Below are 22,804 nucleotides of genomic sequence, written 5' to 3'. Positions count from 1 at the left end.
GATGGCCACTTACGACACGCTCACCTTCACGCAGACCGGGCCCGTCACCCGGATCGTGCTCAACCGGCCGGACGCCGCCAACGGCATCAACGACGCGTTGGCCCGCGAGCTGGTTGACGGGCTGGTCACCGAGGTGGTGCCCGACGACGAGCTGGCCGCGCGCGCCGACGCCCTGGCCACCGAAATGGCCTCGGCCGCAAGGGCTTCCAACGCGGCGGTGAAGAAGCTGCTGATGACGACCTTCGGGAACGGCCTCGAGGAGCAGATGGAGATCGAGGGCCGGCTGATCGCGGCGTGCGCCGACGGCGCCGACGGCCGCGAGGGCATCGCCGCGTTCGTGAACAAGCGGGCGGCCAAGTTCGCCTGAACTGGGGAGCACACGACTCCCAAACTCGATAGCGCCGGCGCTATCGCATCTGAGATTCGCCTGGGCACCCCTCAAAACCCCAAACGGCGCACGTCGTACCCGTCCGGCAGGATGGGCGAGGTGTTTGGCCTCGTCCTGATCGTCGCGCTGGTCTCCACCGTCATCGTGGGGACGGTCATCGGCCGGCGCTACCGCGTGGGTCCCCCGGTGCTGCTCATCTCGCTCGGCGCGCTGCTGGGCCTCATCCCCAGTTTCGGTCACGTGCACGTCGACGGCGAGGTCGTGCTGCTGCTGTTCCTGCCCGCGATCCTCTACTGGGAGGGCATGAATACCAGCTTCCGCGAGATCCGCGCCAACGCGCGCGTCATCGTCTTGCTCAGCATCGCCCTGGTGATCGCCACCGCGGCGGCGGTGTCGTGGACGGCACGATCGCTGGGCATGGACCCCCACGCTGCGGGCGTCCTGGGCGCCGTGCTGTCCCCCACCGACGCCGCCGCCGTGGCCGGCCTGGCGAAAAAGCTGCCGCGCCGGCAGCTGACCGTGCTGAAGGCCGAGAGCCTCATCAACGACGGCACGGCGCTAGTGCTGTTCGCCGGCAGCGTCACAGTGGCCATCGGCGGATCCGCCATCACCCCGCTCGAAGTGAGCGGCCGGTTCATCCTGTCCTACCTCGGCGGCATCGCCGCCGGCCTGTTGGTCGGCGGGTTGGTGGTGCTGGCGCGCAAGCGAATCGACGCGCCGCAGGAGGAAGGGGCCATGAGCCTGCTGACGCCGTTCGCGGCGTTCCTGCTGGCCCAGGCATTCGACTGCAGCGGCGTGGTCGCGGTCATGGTGTCGGCCCTGGTCCTCGCGTACGCCGGGCCGGTGGTGATCCGAGCGCGGTCCCGCCTCGCGGCCTTCGGGTTCTGGGACATCGCGACCTTCCTGCTCAACGGCTCGCTGTGGGTGTTCGTCGGCGTACAGATCCCGGGCGCGCTACACGGCATCTCCCACGTGGACGGCGGCCTTCGCCACGCCGCCTACATCGCCCTGGCCGTCACCGGAGTGGTGATCGTCTCCCGCATCGTGTGGGGCGAAATCACCACCGGTCTGATTCGCCTCATCGATCGCCGGGAGGCCCAGCGTGAACGCCGCGCCCCCTGGCGTCAGCGTTTCGTGGTCGCCTGGGCGGGATTCCGCGGGGCCGTGTCGCTCGCCGCGGCGCTGGCCGTCCCGGCCACCACCCTGAACGGCACGCCCTTCCCCGACCGCAGCCTGCTGATCTTCATCGTGACCTTCGTCATTCTGGTCACCGTGTTGGTCCAGGGCAGCACGCTGCCCGCCGTGGTCCGCTGGGCCAACATGCCCGACGACCACGCCTACGTCCAGGAACTGGAAATGGCCCGTTGCCGGGGCATTCAAGCGGCGCTCGACGCGCTCCCAACGGTCGCCGACGAGGTCGGCATCAGCGAGGAGCTACTCGGGCGGCTACGCAAGGAATACGAAGAGAAGGCCGCACTGGTCAAGGCCACCGAAGACGGCTCCACCAACCACCGACTGGTCAAAGGCAAGGAGAAGGTGCGACGGGTGCGCCTGGGCGTGCTCGAGCACAAGCGACGCGAAATCACCGCCCTGCGCAACCAGAACCTGATCGACGACATCGTGCTGCGCGAATTGCAGAACGAGATGGACCTCGAGGAGGTCCAACTGCTCGACGCCGCCGACGACGAGTAGGGCACACCGTGTTGCAGACGGTCGCCATCCGCGGATACCGGTCGCTGCGCGAGGTGATCGTGCCGCTGGGGCGGCTGTCCGTCGTCACCGGGGCCAACGGCGCCGGGAAGTCGTCGCTGTACCGCGCGCTGCGGCTGCTGGCCGATTGCGGCCGCGGCGAGGTGATCGGCTCGCTCGCCCGCGAGGGCGGGCTGCAGTCGGTGCTGTGGGCCGGTCCCGAGCAACTCGGCGGCGCGCGGCGCACCGGCAAGGCCCAGGGTACGGTGCGCACGCGGCCGGTGTCGCTCGAAATGGGCTTCGCCGCTGACGATTTCGGCTACCTGGTGGACCTCGGCATCCCGCAGATGGCGGGGATCGCGTCGGCGTTCGGCCGGGATCCCGAGATCAAACGGGAAGCGGTGTTCGCCGGCCCGGTGCTACGGACCGGCGCGACGTTGGTGCGCCGGACCCGCGATTTCGCCGAGGTCAGCGCCGAGTCGGGCCGCGGGTTCGAAGAGCTGAGCCGGTCCCTGCCGTCGTATCGCAGCGTGCTGGCCGAGTACGCCAACCCGCACGCTCTGCCCGAACTCGCGGCCGTGCGCGAGCGGCTGCGCGGCTGGCGGTTCTACGACGGCTTCCGCGTCGACGCGGGGGCGCCCGCGCGGCACCCGCAGGTGGGCACGCGCACGCCGGTGCTCTCCGACGACGGCCACGATCTCGCCGCCGCGATCCAGACCATCATCGAGGCGGGTTTCGACGACCTCGCCCGCACCGTCGCCGACGCGTTCGACGGCGCCACCGTCTCGGTGGCCGTGCACGACGGGGTGTTCGATCTCCAGCTACGCCAGCGCGGCATGCTGCGCCCGCTGCGGGCGGCCGAATTGTCCGACGGCACACTGCGATTCCTGCTCTGGGCCGCCGCGCTGCTCAGCCCGCAGGCGCCCTCGCTGATGGTGCTCAACGAACCCGAGACCTCCCTGCACCCGGAACTGGTGCGACCGCTCGCCTCGCTGATCCGCGCCGCCGCCGCGCGGACGCAGGTCGTGGTGGTCACCCATTCGCGCGCGCTGCTGGAGGCCGCCGGCGACGAGACGGTCGAGATCGAGCTGTACAAGGAATGGGGCGAAACCCGCATCACCGGCCAGGGCCTGCTGACGACGCCGCCCTGGGAATGGGGCAAACGCTAACCTTGCCCATCAGGCAATCTTGCCCACCATGCAATTTTCCCGTACGTTGGTCCCCGTGACCGACCCGTCCCTCGGATTGCGCGAGCGCAAGAAGGCCGATACCCGGCGCGCGCTCAGCGACGCCGCGCTGAGCCTGGCGTTCGAACGCGGGCTGGAAAACGTCACGCGCGACGAGATCGCCAACCTGGCCGGGGTGTCGCTGCGCACGTTCAACAACTACTTCACCGGCAAGTACGAGGCGCTCGCCTACCGGCAGACCGAGCGAATGCGCCGCAGCGTCGCCGCGCTGCGGCAGCGCCCCGCCGGCGAGCCGCTGTGGACGTCGATCGCCCACGTCGTGCTGGAAGCCCTCGAGGCCGATTTCGGCGACGTCTACGGCGAGGAGAACCGGGTGCCCAGCCGCCAAGAGCTGGTCGAGGTCCGAAAGCTGCTGATGAATCCGCAGGTGCGTAACGCGTTGCCACAGGACCTCTTTGACGAGTGGCTGGAGGTCATCGCCGAGCGCACCGGCACCGATCCCGAGCGCGACCTGTACCCGCGGCTGGTGGTGTCCGTCGTGCGGGCCGTCGGGGACGCCGCCGCGGAGGCCTACGTGCGGGCGGACCCGCCGGTCGCGATCACCGACCTGATCCGCGACGGCTTCGCCGCCGTCACCGCGGGACTGCCCGAGCCCGCCAAATGCAAGGAGGCGCCCCTTGTCTGACGAACACGCCGACGTCGTCATCGCCGGCGCCGGCCCCAACGGGCTGATGCTGGCCTGCGAACTGGCGCTTGCGGGCATCCGGCCCGTCGTGCTCGATCCCCTGCCCGGGCCGAGCGCGGAGCCGAAGGCCAACGGCCTTATCGGGCAGGTGGTTCGGATGCTCGACATGCGCGGGCTGTATCGCGAGTTCACCGGCGACCCCAATCCGCCGCAACCGGTCTACGGCTGGATCTTCGCGGCCATGACCCTAAATTTCCTTGGTATGCCGGACAATCCGATGTACGCGCTGCCCATGCAACAGCCCCGACTGGTGCGGATGCTGGAGAAGCGGGCGCGCGACCTCGGGGTGGACCTGCGCTGGGCCCACGAGCTCACCGGGCTGCGCCAGGAGCCCGAATCCGTTGAGGTGGTGGTGAGTTCGCCCGAGCGCGAGTACCGCATCGCGTCGCGGTACCTGGTCGGCGCCGACGGCGGGCGGAGCGTGGTGCGCAAGACCGTGGGCATCGACTTCCCGGGCCACACGTCGCAGACCGTCGGCCGGCTCGCGCACGTGCAGATCCCCGACGAGCTGCGCCGCCCCGACGGCGGCATCGACATCCCCGGGTTCGGCACGCTCCGGTTCGGCCACACCCGGTTGGACACCGGCGGCGTAATCTACGCCGAGTTCGAACCGGGCCGCTCGCTGTTCGGCACCATCGAATTCTCACCGCCGGTCGAGGACAAACCGATGAGCCTGGCCGAGCTACGCGAAAGCGCCCGCCGCGTCCTCGGTGTTGACGTCGCGTTCGGCGAACCCAAAGGCCCTGGGCCGCATGCCCTTCGCCGGATCAACGGGCAGAACACCCGTCACGCCGAACGTTACCGCGACGGGCGGGTCCTGCTGCTCGGCGACGCCGCCCACGTGCACAGCGCCATGGGCGGGCCAGGCCTCAACCTCGGTCTGCAGGACACGCTGAACCTGGGCTGGAAGCTCGCCGCCCAGCTCAACGGCTGGGCGCCCGCCGGGTTGCTCGACACCTACGAGTCCGAGCGCCACCCGGTGGGCGAGCGCGTGATGATGCAGTCCATGGCCCAGACCGCGCTCATGGCGCCCGGTCCCGAAGTCGCCGCGCTGCGAACGCTTTTGGGCGAACTCTTCGCCCTGCCCGACACCGCGAGGCACATGGCGAGGCTGCTGGCCGGCAACGACGTCCGCTACGACGTCGGCGACGACCACCCGCTCTCGGGCTGGCCCGTGCCCGAGCTCACCCTCGACGACGGCCGGCGGGTCGCCGAGCTGCTGCACGACGCCCGGCCCATCCTGCTCGACCTCGACGGCGGTGCCGGCGCCGTGGCGCGCGGTTGGCTGGATCGCGTCGACGTCGTCCACTCGGCCGCTGCCGACCCGCCCGCCGCCGCGCTGCTGATCCGGCCGGACGGATACGTCGACTGGGCGGCGGATGCGTTCGGGCCGGACGAAGAGGCCGGCCTGCGCGCCGCGCTGGAGCGGTGGTTCGGGCCCGGGTCGAGCGGGTAGCCGCGCCAGCGACCAGACTGGGCTCCATGGCCCCCACAAATCCCGGCGAGCCGGTGCGCAGCGCGCAGAAGATCGTCGACGTGCTCGCGGCGCAGGGCGTCGAGTACATCTTCGGCGTGCCCGGAGCCAAGATCGACGCCGTCTACGACGCCCTGGTCGACGGCGGCCCACAACTGGTGGTGTGCCGTCACGAACAAAACGCGGCGTTCATCGCGGGGGCGATCGGCCGGCTCACCGGCAACCCGGGGGTGGTGCTGGTGACGTCGGGACCGGGCACGACCAACTTGGCGACCGGACTGCTCACCGCGACCACCGAGCAGGACCCGGTGGTCGCGCTGTGTGGCGCGGTGAGCCGCGAAGACCGGCTCAAGCGCACCCACCAGTCGATGGACGCCGCGGCAATGCTGCGGACGGTCACCAAGTTCACCGGTGAGATCAACCACCCCGACAACGCCGTCGAGGCCACCGTCGGCGCGTTCCGCGCCGCCGCCAGCGAGCCTCGCGGAGCGGCCGCCGTCGTCCTGCCCGCCGACGTCCTGGCGGCTCCCACGACGGCCGGCATCGCGGCGCGGCTGCCGATCCCACCCTTGGCGGCGGCCCCGGCGCTCGCCATCGCCGAGGCGGGCGGGCTCATCCGCGCCGCGCGACGGCCGGCGCTCCTGGTCGGGATGCGCGGCGCCGACCCGGACAGCTGCGCAGCGCTGCGCGCCCTCGTCGCGGCCACCGGGCTGCCGGTGGTGGAAACCTTTCAGGCCGCGGGGGTGATCTCCCGCGCGCTCGAGCATCACTTCCTGGGCCGGGTGGGCCTGTTCCGCAACCAACCCGGCGACGTCATCCTGGACCACGCCGACGTCCTGATCACCGTCGGCTACGACTCCGTCGAATACGACCCGGTGCTGTGGAACAACGACGCAAAGCTTCACGGGCGCACCGTCATCCACGTCGATTCGATACCCGCCGAGATCGACAACCACTATCAGCCGGCACTGGAACTGCTCGGCAACGTCGCGGCCACCCTCACCGACCTGACCGGCAACCTCGCCGGCATCACGCTCACCGACGAGTATCGGGGCCAGATCGATAGCCAGCGAAAAGCGTTGGCAGACATAGACAACGCCGCACGCAACCAAGCGCCAGGCGGCCCCGGGCTCAACCCGGTCGCGGTCACATTGCGCCTGCGCGAGGAACTCGACGACACCGCCACCGTCACCTGCGACATCGGCTCCGTCTACATCTACATGGCGCGCCACTTTCGGGTCTACGAGCCCCGGCGGCTGCTGTTTTCCAACGGGCAGCAGACCTTGGGCGTGGCCTTGCCCTGGGCGATGGCCGCCTGCCTGGTGCGGCCCGGCACACCCGTCGTGTCGGTGTCCGGCGACGGCGGATTCCTGTTCTCCGCCCAGGAACTCGAGACCGCGACCCGCCTGGGCCTGACGTTCACCCACATCATCTTTCGCGACAATACCTACGACATGGTCGGCTTCCAGGAGCAGCTGAAGTATCAGCGCAAGTCCGGCGTGCAACTCGCCGACTACGACATCGTCAGCTACGCGGGCGCTTTCGGTGCCCGCGGATACCGAGTGAATTCGCTCGACGAGTTCGGCGCCACCTTGCGCCAGGCGCTGGCCGAGGAGGGGCCGACCTTGATCGACGTCCCGGTGGACTACAGCCGAAACACCGATCTCGCCGCGCACCTGCACGACGACCCCTTCGAATGAGCCGGGACCATGAGTAACGCATACGAGCTCTTCCGCCATTGGGCTGCAACGCTTCTCGGGCATCACCACGGCGGGGAGGTATATCAGTTCTCGACGATCAGCGCCCTGCTCGACGGCGTGTACGACGGCGACGCCACCGTTGCCGATATCCTTCGGCACGGCGACTTCGGCCTAGGCACCTTCAACCATCTCGACGGCGAAATGGTGATCCTCGACGGCATCTGCTACCGACTCCGCTCGGACGGAACCGCCACCCGGGCACAGCCAACGGACCGCACACCATTCGCGGCGGTCACGCGGTTCCACACCGACTTCACGATCCCGGTCAGGATACGCACCGGGCGCGCGGAAGTGAGCGCGGCGATCGACCGCAAAATCCAAAGCCCCAACCTGATTTACGCGATCCGGATTGTCGGTGATTTCGCCGAGCTGCGCACCCGCACGGTGATGGAGCAAAAAGAGCCCTATCCCCCATTGACGGAAGCGACCGAGGACCAGGCCGAAACGGTATTCACCGACGTTTCGGGCACGGTCGTCGGGTTCCGCACACCCGATTTCGAACAGGGCATCTCCGTGGCCGGATATCACCTGCACTTCCTCAATGATGACCGGACCGGCGGCGGCCATGTCCTCAACTTCACCCTCGAGCGCGGCACGGTCTCGGTCAGCGGCGCCTCCCAGTTGCATCTGAGCCTGCCCACGTCCGGCGGGTTTCTCGGTGCGCAACTGGCCGGTGACGATCTCGCCGAGCGGATCGGGAAGGCCGAAGGGCCCAAAGGCGATGCGCGGTAAAGTCACATCCGCCACACGAGTCTCCGTCCGAGCGGGCACCCTTCGTGCCCGCCTCATAGCGACAACTGCGGGCGCACACTCGATCACGGCGAATTGTCGCTCAGAGGCGGGCACGAGGGCTCATCCTTCCCACCAGAGGCCAGCGTGACGGATGTGACAAGTCGCCTTGGCCGGTCGCCCGCTGCCTCAGCGGTAGATGTTCACGCTGTCGGGCAGCCGCAGACGCGCCGGATCGCCGCGCCCGGTGGCGGCCAGGAGAAACTCATGCACCGCCATGCCGGTTTGCCGTGGGAATTGCTCAACCGAAGCTCCCAACAGCCGCGCGACGGCCGGTTCCGCGGCGGCCGCGTCATCGCGCAGCAGGGCGCCGAGCACGAAGTCGACGCTGGCGTGCAAGCCTGGCCCGGCGTCGAAAGGCAGACCGACCGCACAGCGGATGTCGTCGCCGTGCACGTAGGCGTCGTTCAGCAGCGCGTGCACGCCCTCGCCGAGGGTCAGCCCCGGCACCGGGCTGGGTGCCAACCATGTCGCGTCGTCGATCACCGCGGCAAGGCGCGCAACGGAATCCGCCGCGGTCTGTAGCCGTTCGGCGAGCGCGGCCGGTGATTCGCCGCGCAAGGCCGCCGCTTGGTCGTCCGGTGTACGCGTGCCGATCACGCCGCTGACGGTGTCGACGGCCTGACCCACCACGTGGCCGGCCACGTCGCGCACCTGCCAGCCGACGCAACGGGCTTCGCGCATCCACTCCGATGCATCGAGTGCGCCGATGAGTTCGGCGAACGAGCGGTACTCGTCGACAAGGCCCGTGATCGTCGCGACTCGATCAGGTCCGGGCCGCACGATGGTGGTCATCGCAACGCCTCCGCCACCGTCCGCAGCTGGCGCGGCTGCTCGATGAATCCGTCCGGGCCGAGGACGGCTATTCGGCACACCAGATCCCGCGCGCCCGCGCCGATATAGCTCGCCAGCCTTGCGGTCACGGCGTCGGGCGTCCCCGCCGCGAACGTCTGGATCTGCTCGATGACATCGATGCCGAAACCGTAAGTCTGGGTGGCGAAATGATCCAAAGCCGCCCGCCCGCCGTCGGGGTCATCCGTTATCAGCACGGTCACGAACAGGGCCGGCGTCACCGCGTCGGCGGCGCGGCCTGCGCCCTCGGCCGCGGCCCGCACCTCGGCCAGGCCAGACGAATAGGCGTGCGGTGTCGGAGGATACGGGAGCCACCCGTCGTACACACGGCCGGCGCGGGCCCGCGCACCAGGCGTGTCCGCGGCCAGCCATACCGGCGGGTCGGACGCGTTGAACGGCGTGATGCCGGCCGGGATGTCGTCGAGATGGAGCACAGCCCCGTGAAAAGAGCTGGGCTCCTTGGTGTTCCACAGCTGGCGCCATAGTGCGACGGTGTCGTCGAGGCGCGCGAAGCGGCGGCGCCACGGGACCTCTGAGGCCGCGTACTCCACCTCGGACAAGCCCGGGAAACCGGCGCCGACCGCCACCGCCAACCGCCCGCCCGACAGCCGATCGATGGAGGCCAGGACCTGCGCGGTCTGCACGGGTCGCCGTAGCACCGGCTGCAGGGCGGCGGTCCCCAGGATGATCCGGTCGGTGACCGCGGCCGCCGCCGACAGAAACGTCAGCGCTTCGATGCGCGGGCGCACCAACGAGTCGTTCGCCCACAGCGAGTCGAACCCCAGATCCTCGACGGCGCGGGCGAAGTCGAGGAGGCGGCGCAGGTCGGTACCGGCCCATGGTTCGGCGGCCAGGGGCGGCATCACACCGAGGCGGAGTGGCTGATTCATACGGCGATCGTGTCGCCCGCACTGGCGCGCGGCAATTCCCTCGAGGGAATAGCGGCCAGCGCCGCGAACGGGTTGACTGTTTGCATGTCGGTTTCGGTGCAGGGCGACTTCGGCACGGCGCTGCGGGAGTGGCGTAATCGGCGACGGCTCAGCCAGATCGACCTGGCCAACGATGCCGGCACCACCCAACGGCACCTGAGCTACTTGGAGCAGGGTCGATCGGTGCCGGGGCGCGACATCGTTAGCCGGCTGGCCGATTCGCTGCAGCTGTCGCTGCGGCAACGCAACTCGCTGCTCTCGGCGGCGGGGTTCGCGCCAGCGTATCCGGAGTCGGCGCCCGACGCGCCGCTGCTGCAACCGGTGCGCGAGGCGTTGCAGCATGTGCTCGACGGCCACCTGCCCTATCCGGCAATGGTGATGGACGGCTTCGGCGAGTTGGTCGCCGCCAACGGCGCGTTCGGACTGCTGACCGACGGGGTGGCGGAGTGGCTGCTGGAGGCGCCGGTCAACGTGTTGCGCGTCGCGCTGCATCCGGAGGGCATGGCGGCGCGCATCGTGAACCTCGACGATTGGCGGCGCCACATTCTGCACGGCTTGCGCGAGCGCGGTCCGCACCCGCGCATCGACGCGCTGATCGAGGAACTCGAGGGATACGGCGTGCCGGCGCCGGGCGGGCGGCCGATCGAATCGCTCGGGTTCGCGGTGCCGCTGCACCTGCGCTGCCCCGACGGGGACGTGCGACTGATCGCGACGATCTCGACGTTCGTCACGGCGCTCGATGTCACCGTGTCGGAGCTGCGCCTCGAGGCGTTCCTGCCCGCCGACCGGGAAACCGCCGCGATTCTCGCCCGCCGTCACGGCAGGTGAGGCGAATTCACAGACTGTTCAGGCACGCGACGGTTCCACATCGATGAATGCACATACGCGCCGCGTGTCCTCACGTTATGCGCGTTGCACAGGTCGCCAACTTCTATGGCCCCCGCTCCGGCGGCCTGCGCACCGCGGTGGACCGGCTGGGCGCCGAATACTGCGCCGCCGGGCATGAGGTGTTCCTGATCGTCCCCGGCCGAAACGCCGAACGCACCGACCTGCCCACGGGCGTGGTGCGAATAACCATGCCCGCCCGGTTGATTCCCTTCACCGGCGGCTACCGCGCGGTGATGCCGGGACCCGTCAAGGCACTGCTGGCGGCGCTGAAGCCCGACGCATTGGAGGTCTCCGACCGGCTCACCCTGCGGTCGCTCGGGCCATGGGGCCGCGAATACGGCGCCAACACGGTGATGATCTCACACGAGCGCCTGGATCGCCTTGTGGGGCAAGTACTTCCGCGGCGCAGCGCGGAGAAGTTCGCCGACTTCGCCAACCGGCGCACCGCCGCCAACTACGACACAGTGGTGTGCACCACCGCGTTCGCGCGCGAAGAGTTCGACCGGATCGGCGCCACCAACACCGTCACCGTGCCCCTGGGCGTGGATCTGCAGACGTTCCACCCGCGCCGGCACTCCTATCTGGTGCGGCGGCGCTGGGCAACCCCGGAGCAGATCCTGCTGGTGCATTGCGGCCGGCTGTCGGTGGAAAAGCGCGTCGACCGCAGCATCGACGCCCTGGGCGCGCTGTGCCATGCCGGCGTCGACGCCCGGCTGGTCGTCGTGGGCGAGGGGCCGTTGCGGGCCAGGCTGGAAAGGCAGGCCTCCCGCCTTCCGATCGACTTCACCGGCTTCATCAACAACCGGCGCACCGTCGCCGAGCTGCTGGCCACGGCCGACGTGACGCTGGCGCCGGGCCCGCATGAGACGTTCGGGCTGGCCGCGCTCGAATCGCTGGCGTGCGGGACACCGGCCGTTGTGTCGCGCACGTCGGCGCTGACCGAGATCATCACCCCGGACAGCGGCGCGCTGGCCGACAACGACCCCTTCGCCATCGCATGGGCGGTCGGCGCGATCGTCGGCCGACCGGAAAACCACCGCCGTCGCTCCGCGCGGCGCCGCGCGGAGAACTTCACCTGGGAACGCGCCGCGGCCGGCATGCTGGCGTCGTTGGCGACCGGCGAAACCAAAGAAAGCGCGTAGCGCTGATAACCGCAGCTCAGGTGCGGTGCGTCAAGAAAGTTGCTTAGCGGTTATCCGCCGCTGGGCTTGCTGGGAGCGTGCTTGCCCGGGCAGTAGTCCGCGGTGGCCGCGCCGATGAACGTCTCGGCCTGCGCCTGGGTCAGCTTGTGCGACCCGGTCAGCTGGTCGATCTCGTCCTTCTGGGTGTAGCCCGCCTCGAGGTCCGCGCACATGGTGCGTGCCATGTTCACGACCTGCGACGGCGAACCCAAGTTGATGCCGTGCCCCGCCAGGTATTCCGCGAAGTCCTGGTCCGTCTGGTCGGCGTGTGCGACGGCTGCGGGCACCCACGTGAAAGCCAGGAACGCGCCGAACGCGACCGCAGAAAGCTTCTTCTTCATTTCCCCATCACTTTCGAAAACCACACGGGCCGGAAGCCCACTGTAATTAATCCTCGCGTGCGAGCGGTTCCATGGTCAATAGTCTTCTCGCGGGACCGCACGCCGAAAGCCAAACTTCAATCCGCCGTTCAGTTTTAGTTCTGGTCGAGTTTAATTCTGAACGCGCGGCCGACCTCGTCGGGGACCGCAAGTGTTCACCTTTGGTTCCGACGGCGTTTACTTCTCGGCGCGCGGCTAGGCTCGCGGGGGTGGAGGCGCGCGACCGGGTACTCATCACGGCGACCGAGCTGGCCGCGCTCATCGAAGGCGGCGACCCGCTCGCGATACTCGACGTGCGTTGGCGCCTCGACGAACCGGATGGCCGCGCGGCCTATCTCGAAGGCCACCTGCCGGGCGCCGTGTACGTGTCTCTCGAGGACGAGCTCAGCGACCACGGCCTGGCCGGCCGCGGACGCCACCCACTGCCGTCGGGACGCAGCCTGGAGGCGGCCGCGCGCCGATGGGGCATCGACCAAGACGATTTGGTCGTCGTCTACGACGACTGGAACCGCGCCGGCTCCGCGCGGGCGTGGTGGGTGCTGACGGCCGCGGGGCTCGAAAACGTCCGCATCCTGGACGGCGGCCTGGCCGCGTGGCGCGCGTCCGGGCGGGGCCTCGACGCCGGCCCGGTCGAACCGCAGCCCGGGAATGTGGTTGTGCCGCACGATGATCTGTACGCGGGCGCACGACCCACGTTGACGGCCGCCCAAGTTGGCGAGGGCGGGACCCTGCTCGATGCGCGTGCCTCCGAACGGTTCCGGGGCGACGTCGAACCCCTCGACCCCGTCGCCGGTCACATCCCCGGCGCGAAAAACATTCCCAGCGGCGCCGTCCTGGCGGGTGACGGGACGTTCGTCGGCGACTACGCGCTCGCCCAACTGCTGTCCGACCACGGCATCGATCGCGAGGTCCCGGTGGGCGTGTATTGCGGCTCGGGTGTCACCGCGGCCATCACGATCGCCGCGCTCGCCGCGGCGGGCCGAGAAGCGGCGCTGTATCCGGGATCGTGGTCGGAGTGGTGTTCGGATCCCAGCCGCCCGGTCGCCCGCGGCCCCGAGTGACTCAGACGCCGGCCCAGCTCTGCAGGAATGCCGCGGTCACCCGCGCCGCGTTTTCCGCCGCGATCTGCTTGTAGAAGAAGAACTCGAACGGGAACCCCGGCAGGCCCAGCGGGTCGCCCGCGCCGTCCGAAACCCCGCGGATGCCCAGGAACGGCACGCCGTGCGCGTCGGCGACCGCCTGCACCGCCGCCGTCTCGTTGTCCGTCGCGTCGAAGGCCGGGTTGGCCGTCGACGCGATGTTCAGGTTGCTGATCAGAGAGTTCCGCAGCCACGGCCCCGCCGCCTGAAAGAAGTTGCCGGTGTAGAAAAGCGAGCGATCGGGCGCGCTGCAGGGTTGGCAGCCGAAGACGTCGCCGCCGTTCGGTACGCACGGGAACGCGCGGCCGTTGTTGTTGTCGGAGCTGGAACCATCGCCGCCGACCACCAGCCTCGGCTGGCGCTTCAGGTTGATCAGCTTGACGCGGGGGGCGTTCTTGCACAGGCAGATCGGATTGCCAAGGTAGTTAACACTTTCCAGGTCCACGCTCAGCGCCTGGGCCGCGGCCAGCATGCCGGGATCGACGGGGTGGAACGTCGCGCCCTGATCCAGGCTCCAGCGCGCCGGCACCGCGACATCCCCGATGTTGACGCGCGCCCCGCCCCCAGCGACGCCCGAGAACACCACCGCGCCAATGGAAACCGACGACGCGCAGGTGAACCGCGTGAAGGCGGTTTGGGCGGTCTCGGTGGCGTTCACCAGGCCGATGCCGGTCATCGCCACGATCACCTTCTTGCCGCCGATCGTCCCGAGGTAATAGCGCCGGCGCTCGGACCGCACCACCGGGTGGGGATCCAGCGCGGTGAAGGACAGCACGGCATCGGCCTCGGCCGGGAAAGCGGACAGCACCAGCGTGCGCTGTTCGCAGGAATCCGTCGTCACCTCCGGCGCGCCTGCGGGCTCGGCGGCGGCCACGCCGGCGCCCACCGACAGCGCGAGCGCCACCATGGCGGCGACGCGAAAAGGCTTGAGCACGCTCCCCCTGGTTTTTTGTCGGACATGAATGCCGAGACTCGCTGCCTTATCGACGTGGCTAATGTGATGGGTTGATTTTCGCGCATCGATGGCGCCGCTGAATATTCGTTATCGTTCTTTTTGTTTAGCGATTTCGTGTCGTTATTGCCGCTAGTCTCAACGGCGTGCTTGAAGTGATCGACAAGGGACCGGACGGCGGCTCCGGCAAAACGCCCTTGTTGTTCGTCCACGGCGCCTGGCACGGCGCCTGGTGCTGGGACGAACATTTCCTGGACTTCTTCGCCGCGAAGGGCTATCGGTCGGTGGCCGTCAGCCTGCGCGGCCACGGGAAGAGCCCCGCGCCCAAACGCATGCATTTCTGTTCGATGGCGGACTTCGTCGACGACGTCGCCTCGGTCGCCGACGGCCTGCCCGAACGACCGGTCGTGATCGGCCACTCCATGGGCGGCTTCGTGGTGCAGAAGTATTTGGAGTCGCACGACGCGCCGGCCGCCGTCCTGCTCGCGTCCGTACCGCCCAGCGGCATCGCCAGATTCCTGCTGCGCAGGTTCCGGCTGCACCCCTGGCTCACCACGCGTCACCTGGCCATCGCCAAATCGAGGGGAAGCATGGGCCGCACACCCGAATTGGCCCGGGAAAGCTTCTTTTCCGACTCGACTCCCCTCGCCGACGTGGCGCGCTACGCGGCCGAGCTTGACGAGGAGTATGTGGGCAAACACGTGCTCGGCATGCTATGGCTCGATCTGCCGAAGCCCTCCCTCGTCAACACCCCGATGTTGGTCCTCGGGGCCGAAGACGACATCCTTTTCTCGACGCGGGAAGTGCGGGCGACCGCGAGGGCATATCACACCGAGGCGGAGTTCATTCCGGGAATGGCGCACGACATGATGCTCGAGCCCGGCTGGGCCGACGTGGCCGAGCGAATTCACGCCTGGCTCGAAACCCGTTGTCCGGCGGCGTCGCCGAAATGACCGCGCGGCTCGACGGCAAGGTCGCGATCATCACCGGCGCCAGCAGCGGCCTGGGGCCGGTGATGGGGTCGCTGTTCGTCGCGGAAGGCGCCCGGGTGCTGCTGGCCGCGCGGCGAGAAGAGCTGGTCCGCGACGCCGCGGCAGCGGCGGGTCCGGGCGCCGTCGCGATGCGCGCCGACGTGACCAACGAGGACGATGTCGCCGCCATGGTGACGCGGGCCGTGGACGAGTTCGGCCAGGTGGACATCCTGTGCAACAACGCCGCCGCGCCCGGCCAGGACCGCTGGATATGGGAGCAGACGTTGGACAACTGGAACGCGACCATCGCCATCGACGTCACCGCGGCGATGCTGTGCACTCGAGAGGTGCTCAACCGGTCGATGCTGCAACGCCGGCGAGGGGTCATCCTGAACTTCTCCTCGACGGCCAGCTACGGCGGAATGGTCCGCAAGACCCACTACGTCGCCGCCAAGGCGTCACTGCGCGCGTTCACCAAAGCCGTTGCGCTAGAGGTCGGTCCGTACGGCATCCGGTGCAACTGCATCGTGCCCGGCGCCATCGACACCGAACTGTTCCGCAAGTGGGTGCAACGCACCGCCGACGAGCAGGGGGTCGACTACGAAACCCAACGCGCCAGGTCACTCAAAGGGGCAGCGCTGCAAGACATTTCCTCGCCCGAGGACGTCGCCAACTTGGCGCTGTTCCTGGCAAGTGACGAGAGCCGAACCATCACCGGCCAATCCATCCCCGTCGACGCCGGAGGGTACATGCAGGGATGAGCACCGCTGCAGTCAAACTATCGGTGGCCACGCCCGTGGTGACCATGCTGCCCGGTAGCAGCGAATGGACCCGAGACGCCTCCATCGAGGACCTCGCCCAAATCGCCGAGGCCGCAGACCGACTCGGCTATCACCACCTGACCTGCAGCGAGCACATCGCGCTACCCGCCGCCGAGCGCGATCGCCGCGGTGCCCGTTACTGGGATCCGTTGGCCACGCTGGGTTACCTCGCGGCGCGCACCCGGCGGATCCGGTTGGCCACCCACGTGCTGGTGCTCGGCTACCACCATCCGCTCGAGATCGCCAAACGCTACGGCACCCTGGACAAGGTCAGCAACGGCCGGCTCGTTCTCGGGGTCGGGGTGGGCAGCCTCAAGGAGGAGTTCGAGCTCCTCGGCGCCCCCTTCGACGACCGCGGGCCACGCGGTGACGACGCGCTGCGCGCGCTTCGCGCCTCGCTGTCCGTCCCCGAACCCGCCTACCACGGCGAGTTCTATTCGTTCGGTGGGATGGTCGTCGACCCCTGCGCGGTCCAGGAACGCGTCCCCATCTGGATCGGCGGGCGCACGCTGCGATCGCTGCGCCGCGCCGCGACCCTGGCCGACGGCTGGGCCCCGTTCAACGTCAGCCCGCAGCAGGTCCGAGAATGGCTGGGCCGCTTCGAGCTTCCGCCCGGATTCGAGGTCGTGCTGCCGCCGTCGGCGCCGCTGGATCCGATCAACGAGCCGGAACGCACCCGCGACGCGCTCGGCGAGCTCGCCGCGCACGGCGCCACCATCGTCAGCGCGATCTTCAAACACGCCTCGCTGCAGCAGTATCTGGACAATCTGACGGCGCTCGCGGAACTGCAACCGTCGTAGGAAAGGGCTTCCATGTCGAAGGCGATCCCAGTGCTGGCCGTCCTCGTGTTGAGTTGTGCGGGTGTTGTGATCGTTTCCCCGCCGACGGCCACCAGCACGCCGTCGTGCGTCGGCCTCTCGATATGCCCGCCACCGCCGCCGGACGCCGAGGGCAACCCGGGGTGTTACTACTCCGACGGCTGGCAGGGCTCGGGAGCCGGCATCGAGGTGTGGTATTTCCATGAGCCGCAAAACATGTCGAAGCCTGACAAGGTCACCGCCCTGGTTCGCAAGAAGGACGGCAGCACCGAGTCCCAGGACGCCAACATCGAAGCCGGACAGCAGGTGCATCGCTTCGAGTTCGCGACCATCGACAAGTCCGCCGTCCAAGAGGTGTTGCTCACCAGCAGCAGCGGCCGGTGCTTCGTGATCGGACCGGGCACGTGAACCATGTCAAGGCAGGCTTTTTCAGCCTTACCCCTCCCGCGGCCGACGACGACGGCAGTTATCTGCGTTGGCACCTGCTGGATCACATGCCCGAGCAATACCAACTGCCAGGCATCGTCCACGGGCTGCGCTGGATCGCCGACGGCGCCTACCCCGATCACCGCCTGACGGCCGACGGGCCGCTTGCGCAGGTCGGCAACGTGGTGCACTACCTGATCGGTGACCCCGTTGAACAAACCTTTGACGACTTCGTCGCGCTCGGCCGCTCGCTGCGGGAGAACGGCCGCTTTCCCGTCACGCGCCCGTCGCTGCAGGTGGCCGGCCTGCGGCTGCTGCAGTGGCAGGCCGCGCCGCACGCCCTCGTCTCGCCCGAGGTGGTGCCCTTTCGGCCGCACCGCGGCATCGTGCTGATCGTCGAGGAACCCACCGAAGGCCGCCCCGACGCGTGGCTGCAATGGCTGCACGCCGAACATCATCCGGCGCTGCTCGCCACACCCGGCACCGCCGGCGCTTGGACTTTCGGTACGAGCACCGGGTGGAGCCACCTACCCGCGGGGTGGCTGACGGACCACCAATACATCACGGTCGTTTACCTCGACGGAGAACCGCTCACCACCGTCGACGCGCTGGCTCCGCTCATCGAGGAACGGTGGCGGTCGGGCGCGGTGCGGCCCCTCTTCGCGGGACCGTTACGAACGATGGTCAGCTGGGAAGCCTGGCCGTGAACTGCGCGGATCCGCCGTTCGGCCGGTCGCCAGAGGGATGAGACCTCGCCGCAACGCACGGCCTCTATAGTCCTTCTGAGCTCTAGCAAAGGACCTGAGATGACCAGTTCGCGACTCGTTCTCGCCGCCGCGCTCGGCGTGATCGCCGTGGCGGCCACCCTGCCGGCCTGCTCGAGCAAGAGCGGCCAGCCATCGTCTGCCACGAGCACAAGCGCGGCCCCGCCGAGCACGACCGTCATGATCGGCGGCAACAAACACACGATCATGACGAAGGTCGAATGCACCGCGACCGCGGCACAACCCAGCGCCACACCCCCGGAGTCCGGGGACCTGACCACCCGCATCAGCGTTCACGACGATTCGGCATCCGTGTCGCTGGCGCTGTCGGACGAAAAGCCACCCAGCGTCGACGGCTTTTCCCTGTCGCTCAAAGCGGGATCCGGTGAGTACCAGCTGCCCTACCAGGCGCCGCAGTCCGCGACCCAGGTGCAGGCAACGAAGGACGGCAAGAGTTACACCGTGACCGGGACGGGCCAGGGGGTGTCGCCCAATCAGGGCGACGTGCACCAGGTGACGTTCGGGATCCACGTGACCTGCCCCTGAGCGACGTCTTAAACCAACTGCCGCAGTTTGTTTTTCGGGCCTCTTCTGTCACTCTCGTCACCACAGGATGTTGGGTGGCTTGTTGCCCGCCTCACAGCGACAAGCGGTAAACGGCAACAAGTTGTCGCTATGAGGCGGGCACAGCGGCGCATCCCAATTTCCTGTGATGCCTGGGAATTATCGATGCCTGGTTGTCCACCGCGACCACCTCTGCGATGCTGTCAGCTTGGACATCTTCGCGGAGTGGCAAAGCGGCGGGACCGAGCTGCGGTGGCGGTCGACAACGGCCGCCAACGACGGGCAGGAAGTGACGGTATTCAGCCGCCGTTGCGGTACCCCCGGAGCACCCGCGCTGGTGCTGGTGCACGGCTTTCCGACGTCGAGCATCGACTACTTCGGCCTGTGCCACGAGCTGGCCTCAGAGTTCGACATGTTCGTGCTCGACTTTCCCGGCTACGGATTGTCCGACAAGCCGCCGGCCCCGTACGTCTATTCGTTGTACGACGATGCGCGCCTGCTCGTCTACGCGATCACCCAGGTGTGGAAGCTGACCCAATTCCGCATGCTCACACACGATCGCGGCAGCAGCGTCGGCATGATCGCGCTGGAAATGTTGGCGGCCCAAGACCCGCCCGTCGTACCCGTCGACCTCATCCTGACCAACGCCAACATCTATCTCCCGCTTTCGAACCTGACCGTGTTCCAGACCGCGCTGCTCGACGCCGCGACGGGGCGGGACACCGCGGCGGCGACCACGCCGGAGATGCTCGCCGCCGGCTTGGGCGTCAGCACCTTCATGCCGCGGCGGACACTGGAAGACCCGGAGATCGCCGCGCTGGCGCGGTGCTTCGCCCACAACGACGGCATCCGCGTGCTGCCGGACACCATTCAATACCTCAAGGAGCGGGCCGCCGACGAAACCGGTTGGCTGGAGGCGCTTTCCAAGAACCCCGTCAACACCACGGTGGTGTGGGGCATCCACGACAACGTCTCACCCGTGCGCGTCCCCAACTACGTCTGGCAGACGTATCTGAAGAGCAAGCCCGGCCGCAACCGCTACTGGGTGGTGCCCAGCGCCGACCACTACCTGCAGTGCGACGCGCCCGGCGAACTGGCCCAGATCGTTCGCCTCACGGCCGAGGGCGGGGACATCCCGCTGCAGACGCTCGGCAATCAGCCCGGCGGCGCCGTGCTGGTCGACGAAAGCGCCGTGTAGCCGTCTCCTCCGCCGAACGCCCGGCTGGCCGGGCAGTCGAGCCCGAGCGCCCTGCTGGCCGGGCATTGGGCGCGGGGCCGGCTATCACCCGGCGACAACGGGCAGCCGCGCCCACCCGCGCACGCTGGCGGTGTGCGCCCGCTGGGCGTTGGCGTAGTCCACTTCCCAGTCGGGCCAGCGTTTGAGGACCTCCTCGAGGGCAACCCTGGCTTCCATCCGGGCCAGGGCTGAGCCGAGGCAGAAGTGCAGGCCCTGCCCGAAGCTCAGGTGGCCGCCCTGGCGATGAATGTCGAAGCGGTCCGGATCGGGGAATCGATTCTCGTCCCGGTTGGCGGAACCGTTCAGCAGCAACATGAACGACCCTTCCGGCACCACGCGGCCGTAGTGCTCGGCATCGCGGGCGACGTAGCGGGCCTGCACCGGCGACGGTGGTTCGTAGCGCAGCGTTTCCTCGACCGCGCCGGGGATCAGCGACGGGTCGGCAACGAGCTCGCGGCGTTGATCCGGGTGATCCGACAGCAGCTGCCCCATGAAACCGATTAAGCGAGCGGTGGTTTCGTTTCCGGCGCCGGCGATCATCGCGGTGTAGGACAGCACCTCGGTCCGGGACAGGGGACGTCGGGTCCCGTCGGGTTCTTCGATCTCGGCCCGCAGCAGATCGGTCATCAGGTCGTCGGAGGGGTTGTCGGCGCGCCATTCGATGTACTCGGCGAACATCGCGATGGTGTCCGAGAACAGATTCGGGTTGACCTCACCGGGCTTGCGCCCCTCGGCCATTTCGATGAAGGCTCCGTTGCGATCCCGGATGTTCGCCTGGTCCTCCTCGGGGATGCCCAACAGATAGCCGATGGTCCGCATCGGCATCATCGCCCCGAGATCCGCGATGAAATCGAAACCGCCGGCACCGATCAGCGGGTCGAGTTCGCGGACGCAGAATCCGCGGACCATGGACTCGACGGCCAGCATGCGCCGCGGCGTGAACACACGGGAGAGCAGGCGTCGATGCAGGTCGTGCAGCGGCGGGTCCTCGAACAGCAGGATGCCCGGCGGCACTTCGATGTTGTTGAACAGGATGTCGGCGGTGGTCCCCCGGCCGGATCGGTAGGTCTCCCAGTTCGGCAGTTCGCGTGCCACGTCCTCGTACCGACTCAGCGCGTAGAAGTTGTACTTCTCGTTGTAATACAGCGGCGCCTCTTCGCGCATGCGCTTCCACACCGCGTACGGGTCGTCGTCGATGGTGACGTCGTATGGGTCGTAATACAGCTCGGCTGAACGTAACATCTTGCCTCTCAATCGTTTCGGTGCAGGAAGCCGTGCAGTATCGCCTGGACGAGCTCCTCGACGATCACTTCCCTCGGCGGCTGCTTGCGTCCGAAATAGGTCGACCGCAATGCGGCCATGCCGGCGATCATCGCCACGGTCGAATGCGCCGGCAGATCAGGGTGATCCGACCGCAACCCGCGCAGGTGCATGCCCTCGGCGCTGATCTGGCCGAGCACCGTGATGGCGCGCCGGACGTCGTCGATGCCGGCGTCGGCCTTCTCCTCGTCGCTGAGCGCCTCCGACGCCATCAGCGTCAAGAGCAGACCCTGGTGTTCCACGAACACGTCGTAGAGCTGCCCGACGAAATGACCCGCCAGATCCTCCTCCTTGGTCTCCTCGGGCACGACCGCCTGCCAGGTGCGGCCGAACTCGTCGACGAAGCTGGTGAACGGTGCGACGAGGGCCTCGCGGAACAGCGCCGCCTTCGAGCCGAAGTGGCGGAACAGCAGGTGTTCGGTTACGCCTGCGGCCTGGGCGATTTCGCGTGTGGTGGTGCCGCGGTAGTCCTGCCGCGCGAACAGCTCCCGCGCGGCGTCGAGCAGCAGTTTGCGCGGCGCGCCGCGGGGCCGGCGCGTGGCCGCGGCAACCGGGGGTCGCTGGGGCACGACTTTTAAGATAGCATGCACTATCTTGAGGATCGACCCGAAGCTGGAAGGGGTGCCGACGTGGGTGCTGTCATGATGCTGGGCACGCTGTTCGGGTTGATCGTCCTGATCTTTGGCCTGGTGCTGCGTTTCGACCCCGAGGCGCGCCGCTCCCGCGGACACGAGGGCGGTCGATGAGCAGCGGGATGACGCCCGTGATGCAGGCGGCCAGCGGCTTCGCCCTCGTCGGTGGCATCACATTCACCGCGATCGGTGTCTACCTGAGCATTCGCCAACGCCGGATACACCCGCTGCTGCTTCTGTGCATCTCGGCGATCTCGTTCTCGTGGATCGAGGCGCCCTACGACTGGGCGATGTACGCCCAGTTCCCGCCCGCCATTCCGCGGATGCCGTCATGGTGGCCGCTGAACGTCACCTGGGGTGGGTTGCCCTCGTTCGTTCCCATCGGCTACATCTCCTACTTCGTGCTCCCGGCCGTGACCGGGGCGGCGCTGGGGCGGTGGTTGAGCGCAAAGTTCCAGTGGCGCAGGCCAACCACCCTCCTCATCGTCGGGCTCGTCGTCGGCTTCTGCTGGGCGCTGCTGTTCAACGGCTTCCTGGGAGCCAAGCTCGGCGTCTTCTACTACGGACGCGTGATCCCCGGGCTCGCGATACGCGAGGGCACCATTCACCAGTACCCGCTCTACGACTCCCTCGCGATGGGCATACAGATGATGGTCTTCACCTACCTGCTCGGGCGCACCGATGCGGAGGGACGCAACGTCATCGAGATGTGGGCCGACAAGAGATCGAAGACTCGCCTGCAGTCGTCGGTGCTGTCGATCGCCGCGATCGTCGTCGTCGGAAACCTGCTCTACGGCACCGTTTTCGCGCCGCACCTGGTGACGAAGCTGGGCGGGTGGGTGACCGCGGGGCCGCCCGAACAGTTGTTCCCGGGCGTACCGAACCAGCCCGAGTAGCC

General features: G+C 68.4%; 24 protein-coding genes. 18 read left to right on the top strand and 6 right to left on the bottom strand.

The window, feature by feature from the left end; genetic code table 11:
* Position 1 precedes the first annotated feature (1 nt).
* The 7 genes from AWB92_RS10255 to budA all read left to right on the top strand — a co-directional run bounded on the left by AWB92_RS10255 (position 2) and on the right by budA (position 7,975).
* A complete protein-coding gene (locus AWB92_RS10255; RefSeq protein ID WP_085185360.1) occupies positions 2–367 on the top strand; it encodes an enoyl-CoA hydratase-related protein in 366 nt (121 codons plus the stop codon).
* Between the two features lie 120 nt (positions 368–487).
* Positions 488–2,080: a Na+/H+ antiporter gene (locus AWB92_RS10250; RefSeq protein WP_085185358.1), complete on the top strand. Its 1,593-nt coding sequence runs from the start codon at positions 488–490 to the stop codon at positions 2,078–2,080.
* Between the two features lie 8 nt (positions 2,081–2,088).
* The gene (locus AWB92_RS10245; RefSeq protein WP_085185245.1) at positions 2,089–3,246 is read left to right on the top strand and encodes an AAA family ATPase; all 1,158 of its coding nucleotides are present in this window, start codon (positions 2,089–2,091) and stop codon (positions 3,244–3,246) included.
* Positions 3,247–3,301: 55 nt separating this feature from the next.
* Positions 3,302–3,949, top strand: coding sequence for a TetR family transcriptional regulator (locus AWB92_RS10240; protein ID WP_241523421.1), 648 nt, complete (start codon positions 3,302–3,304; stop codon positions 3,947–3,949).
* Entirely contained in the window at positions 3,942–5,465 is a 1,524-nt protein-coding gene (locus tag AWB92_RS10235) for an FAD-dependent monooxygenase (protein ID WP_085185243.1), read from the top strand. The genes AWB92_RS10240 and AWB92_RS10235 overlap by 8 nt, the downstream gene beginning before the upstream one ends.
* Before the next feature lie 26 nt (positions 5,466–5,491).
* Positions 5,492–7,183 (top strand): acetolactate synthase AlsS, encoded by a 1,692-nt coding sequence (gene alsS, locus AWB92_RS10230; RefSeq protein WP_085185242.1) that lies wholly within the window; start codon positions 5,492–5,494, stop codon positions 7,181–7,183.
* A 9-nt stretch (positions 7,184–7,192) separates the two neighbouring features.
* Positions 7,193–7,975 carry an acetolactate decarboxylase gene (gene budA / locus AWB92_RS10225; RefSeq protein ID WP_085185241.1) on the top strand — a complete coding sequence of 261 codons (783 nt, stop codon included), beginning with the start codon at positions 7,193–7,195 and terminating at the stop codon, positions 7,973–7,975.
* Between the two features lie 186 nt (positions 7,976–8,161).
* Here budA and AWB92_RS10220 read toward each other — a convergent pair whose 3' ends face one another.
* Together AWB92_RS10220 and AWB92_RS10215 are read right to left on the bottom strand one after the other, a co-directional pair.
* Positions 8,162–8,827, bottom strand: coding sequence for a maleylpyruvate isomerase family mycothiol-dependent enzyme (locus AWB92_RS10220; RefSeq protein WP_085185240.1), 666 nt, complete (start codon positions 8,825–8,827; stop codon positions 8,162–8,164).
* Positions 8,824–9,774: an LLM class flavin-dependent oxidoreductase gene (locus AWB92_RS10215; RefSeq protein ID WP_085185239.1), complete on the bottom strand. Its 951-nt coding sequence runs from the start codon at positions 9,772–9,774 to the stop codon at positions 8,824–8,826. Before AWB92_RS10215 ends, AWB92_RS10220 begins: the two co-directional genes overlap by 4 nt.
* Positions 9,775–9,858: 84 nt before the next feature.
* Between AWB92_RS10215 and AWB92_RS10210 the strand changes: the two genes are divergently transcribed.
* Both AWB92_RS10210 and AWB92_RS10205 read left to right on the top strand, forming a co-directional pair.
* Positions 9,859–10,641 (top strand): helix-turn-helix transcriptional regulator, encoded by a 783-nt coding sequence (locus tag AWB92_RS10210; protein ID WP_085185238.1) that lies wholly within the window; start codon positions 9,859–9,861, stop codon positions 10,639–10,641.
* Positions 10,642–10,718: 77 nt separating this feature from the next.
* A complete protein-coding gene (locus tag AWB92_RS10205; protein WP_085185237.1) occupies positions 10,719–11,843 on the top strand; it encodes a glycosyltransferase in 1,125 nt (374 codons plus the stop codon).
* A 50-nt stretch (positions 11,844–11,893) separates the two neighbouring features.
* On the opposite strand, the gene AWB92_RS10200 is transcribed toward AWB92_RS10205, so the two are convergent.
* A complete protein-coding gene (locus AWB92_RS10200; protein WP_085185236.1) occupies positions 11,894–12,223 on the bottom strand; it encodes a DUF732 domain-containing protein in 330 nt (109 codons plus the stop codon).
* Positions 12,224–12,471: 248 nt separating this feature from the next.
* Here AWB92_RS10200 and AWB92_RS10195 point away from each other — a divergent pair, with 248 nt between their 5' ends.
* Complete coding sequence (locus tag AWB92_RS10195) at positions 12,472–13,323, top strand: sulfurtransferase (RefSeq protein WP_085185235.1); 852 nt, start codon at positions 12,472–12,474, stop codon at positions 13,321–13,323.
* Position 13,324: 1 nt separating this feature from the next.
* On the opposite strand, the gene AWB92_RS10190 is transcribed toward AWB92_RS10195, so the two are convergent.
* Positions 13,325–14,335, bottom strand: a complete 1,011-nt coding sequence (locus AWB92_RS10190) for a 5'-methylthioadenosine/S-adenosylhomocysteine nucleosidase (RefSeq protein WP_241523419.1) — start codon at positions 14,333–14,335, stop codon at positions 13,325–13,327.
* Positions 14,336–14,499: 164 nt separating this feature from the next.
* Here AWB92_RS10190 and AWB92_RS10185 point away from each other — a divergent pair, with 164 nt between their 5' ends.
* The 7 genes from AWB92_RS10185 to AWB92_RS10155 all read left to right on the top strand — a co-directional run bounded on the left by AWB92_RS10185 (position 14,500) and on the right by AWB92_RS10155 (position 19,915).
* Positions 14,500–15,306, top strand: a complete 807-nt coding sequence (locus tag AWB92_RS10185; protein WP_085185234.1) for an alpha/beta fold hydrolase — start codon at positions 14,500–14,502, stop codon at positions 15,304–15,306.
* The gene (locus AWB92_RS10180) at positions 15,303–16,085 is read left to right on the top strand and encodes an SDR family oxidoreductase (protein ID WP_085185354.1); all 783 of its coding nucleotides are present in this window, start codon (positions 15,303–15,305) and stop codon (positions 16,083–16,085) included. The genes AWB92_RS10185 and AWB92_RS10180 overlap by 4 nt, the downstream gene beginning before the upstream one ends.
* Positions 16,082–16,945 carry an LLM class F420-dependent oxidoreductase gene (locus AWB92_RS10175; protein ID WP_085185233.1) on the top strand — a complete coding sequence of 288 codons (864 nt, stop codon included), beginning with the start codon at positions 16,082–16,084 and terminating at the stop codon, positions 16,943–16,945. The genes AWB92_RS10180 and AWB92_RS10175 overlap by 4 nt, the downstream gene beginning before the upstream one ends.
* A gap of 12 nt (positions 16,946–16,957) precedes the next feature.
* The gene (locus AWB92_RS10170) at positions 16,958–17,371 is read left to right on the top strand and encodes a hypothetical protein (RefSeq protein ID WP_241523418.1); all 414 of its coding nucleotides are present in this window, start codon (positions 16,958–16,960) and stop codon (positions 17,369–17,371) included.
* Positions 17,368–18,096 carry a hypothetical protein gene (locus AWB92_RS10165; protein ID WP_085185232.1) on the top strand — a complete coding sequence of 243 codons (729 nt, stop codon included), beginning with the start codon at positions 17,368–17,370 and terminating at the stop codon, positions 18,094–18,096. The genes AWB92_RS10170 and AWB92_RS10165 overlap by 4 nt, the downstream gene beginning before the upstream one ends.
* 99 nt (positions 18,097–18,195) lie before the next feature.
* A complete protein-coding gene (locus AWB92_RS10160; protein WP_085185231.1) occupies positions 18,196–18,699 on the top strand; it encodes a lipoprotein LpqH in 504 nt (167 codons plus the stop codon).
* A 226-nt stretch (positions 18,700–18,925) separates the two neighbouring features.
* Positions 18,926–19,915 (top strand): alpha/beta fold hydrolase, encoded by a 990-nt coding sequence (locus AWB92_RS10155; RefSeq protein ID WP_085185230.1) that lies wholly within the window; start codon positions 18,926–18,928, stop codon positions 19,913–19,915.
* 84 nt (positions 19,916–19,999) lie between these two features.
* On the opposite strand, the gene AWB92_RS10150 is transcribed toward AWB92_RS10155, so the two are convergent.
* Together AWB92_RS10150 and AWB92_RS10145 are read right to left on the bottom strand one after the other, a co-directional pair.
* The gene (locus AWB92_RS10150) at positions 20,000–21,196 is read right to left on the bottom strand and encodes a cytochrome P450 (protein WP_085185229.1); all 1,197 of its coding nucleotides are present in this window, start codon (positions 21,194–21,196) and stop codon (positions 20,000–20,002) included.
* 8 nt (positions 21,197–21,204) lie between these two features.
* Positions 21,205–21,843, bottom strand: coding sequence for a TetR/AcrR family transcriptional regulator (locus AWB92_RS10145; RefSeq protein ID WP_085185228.1), 639 nt, complete (start codon positions 21,841–21,843; stop codon positions 21,205–21,207).
* A 173-nt stretch (positions 21,844–22,016) separates the two neighbouring features.
* On the opposite strand from AWB92_RS10145, the gene AWB92_RS10140 reads away from it, so the two are divergent.
* On the top strand, positions 22,017–22,802 hold the full coding sequence (locus tag AWB92_RS10140) for a spirocyclase AveC family protein (RefSeq protein ID WP_085185227.1): 786 nt from the start codon (positions 22,017–22,019) through the stop codon (positions 22,800–22,802).
* Positions 22,803–22,804 lie beyond the last annotated feature (2 nt).

Source organism: Mycobacterium sp. IEC1808, assembly GCF_002101935.1.
Taxonomy (GTDB): domain Bacteria; phylum Actinomycetota; class Actinomycetes; order Mycobacteriales; family Mycobacteriaceae; genus Mycobacterium.
Note: the sequence above shows the minus strand (reverse complement) of the source record. Positions and strands in the feature narration are given on the sequence as shown.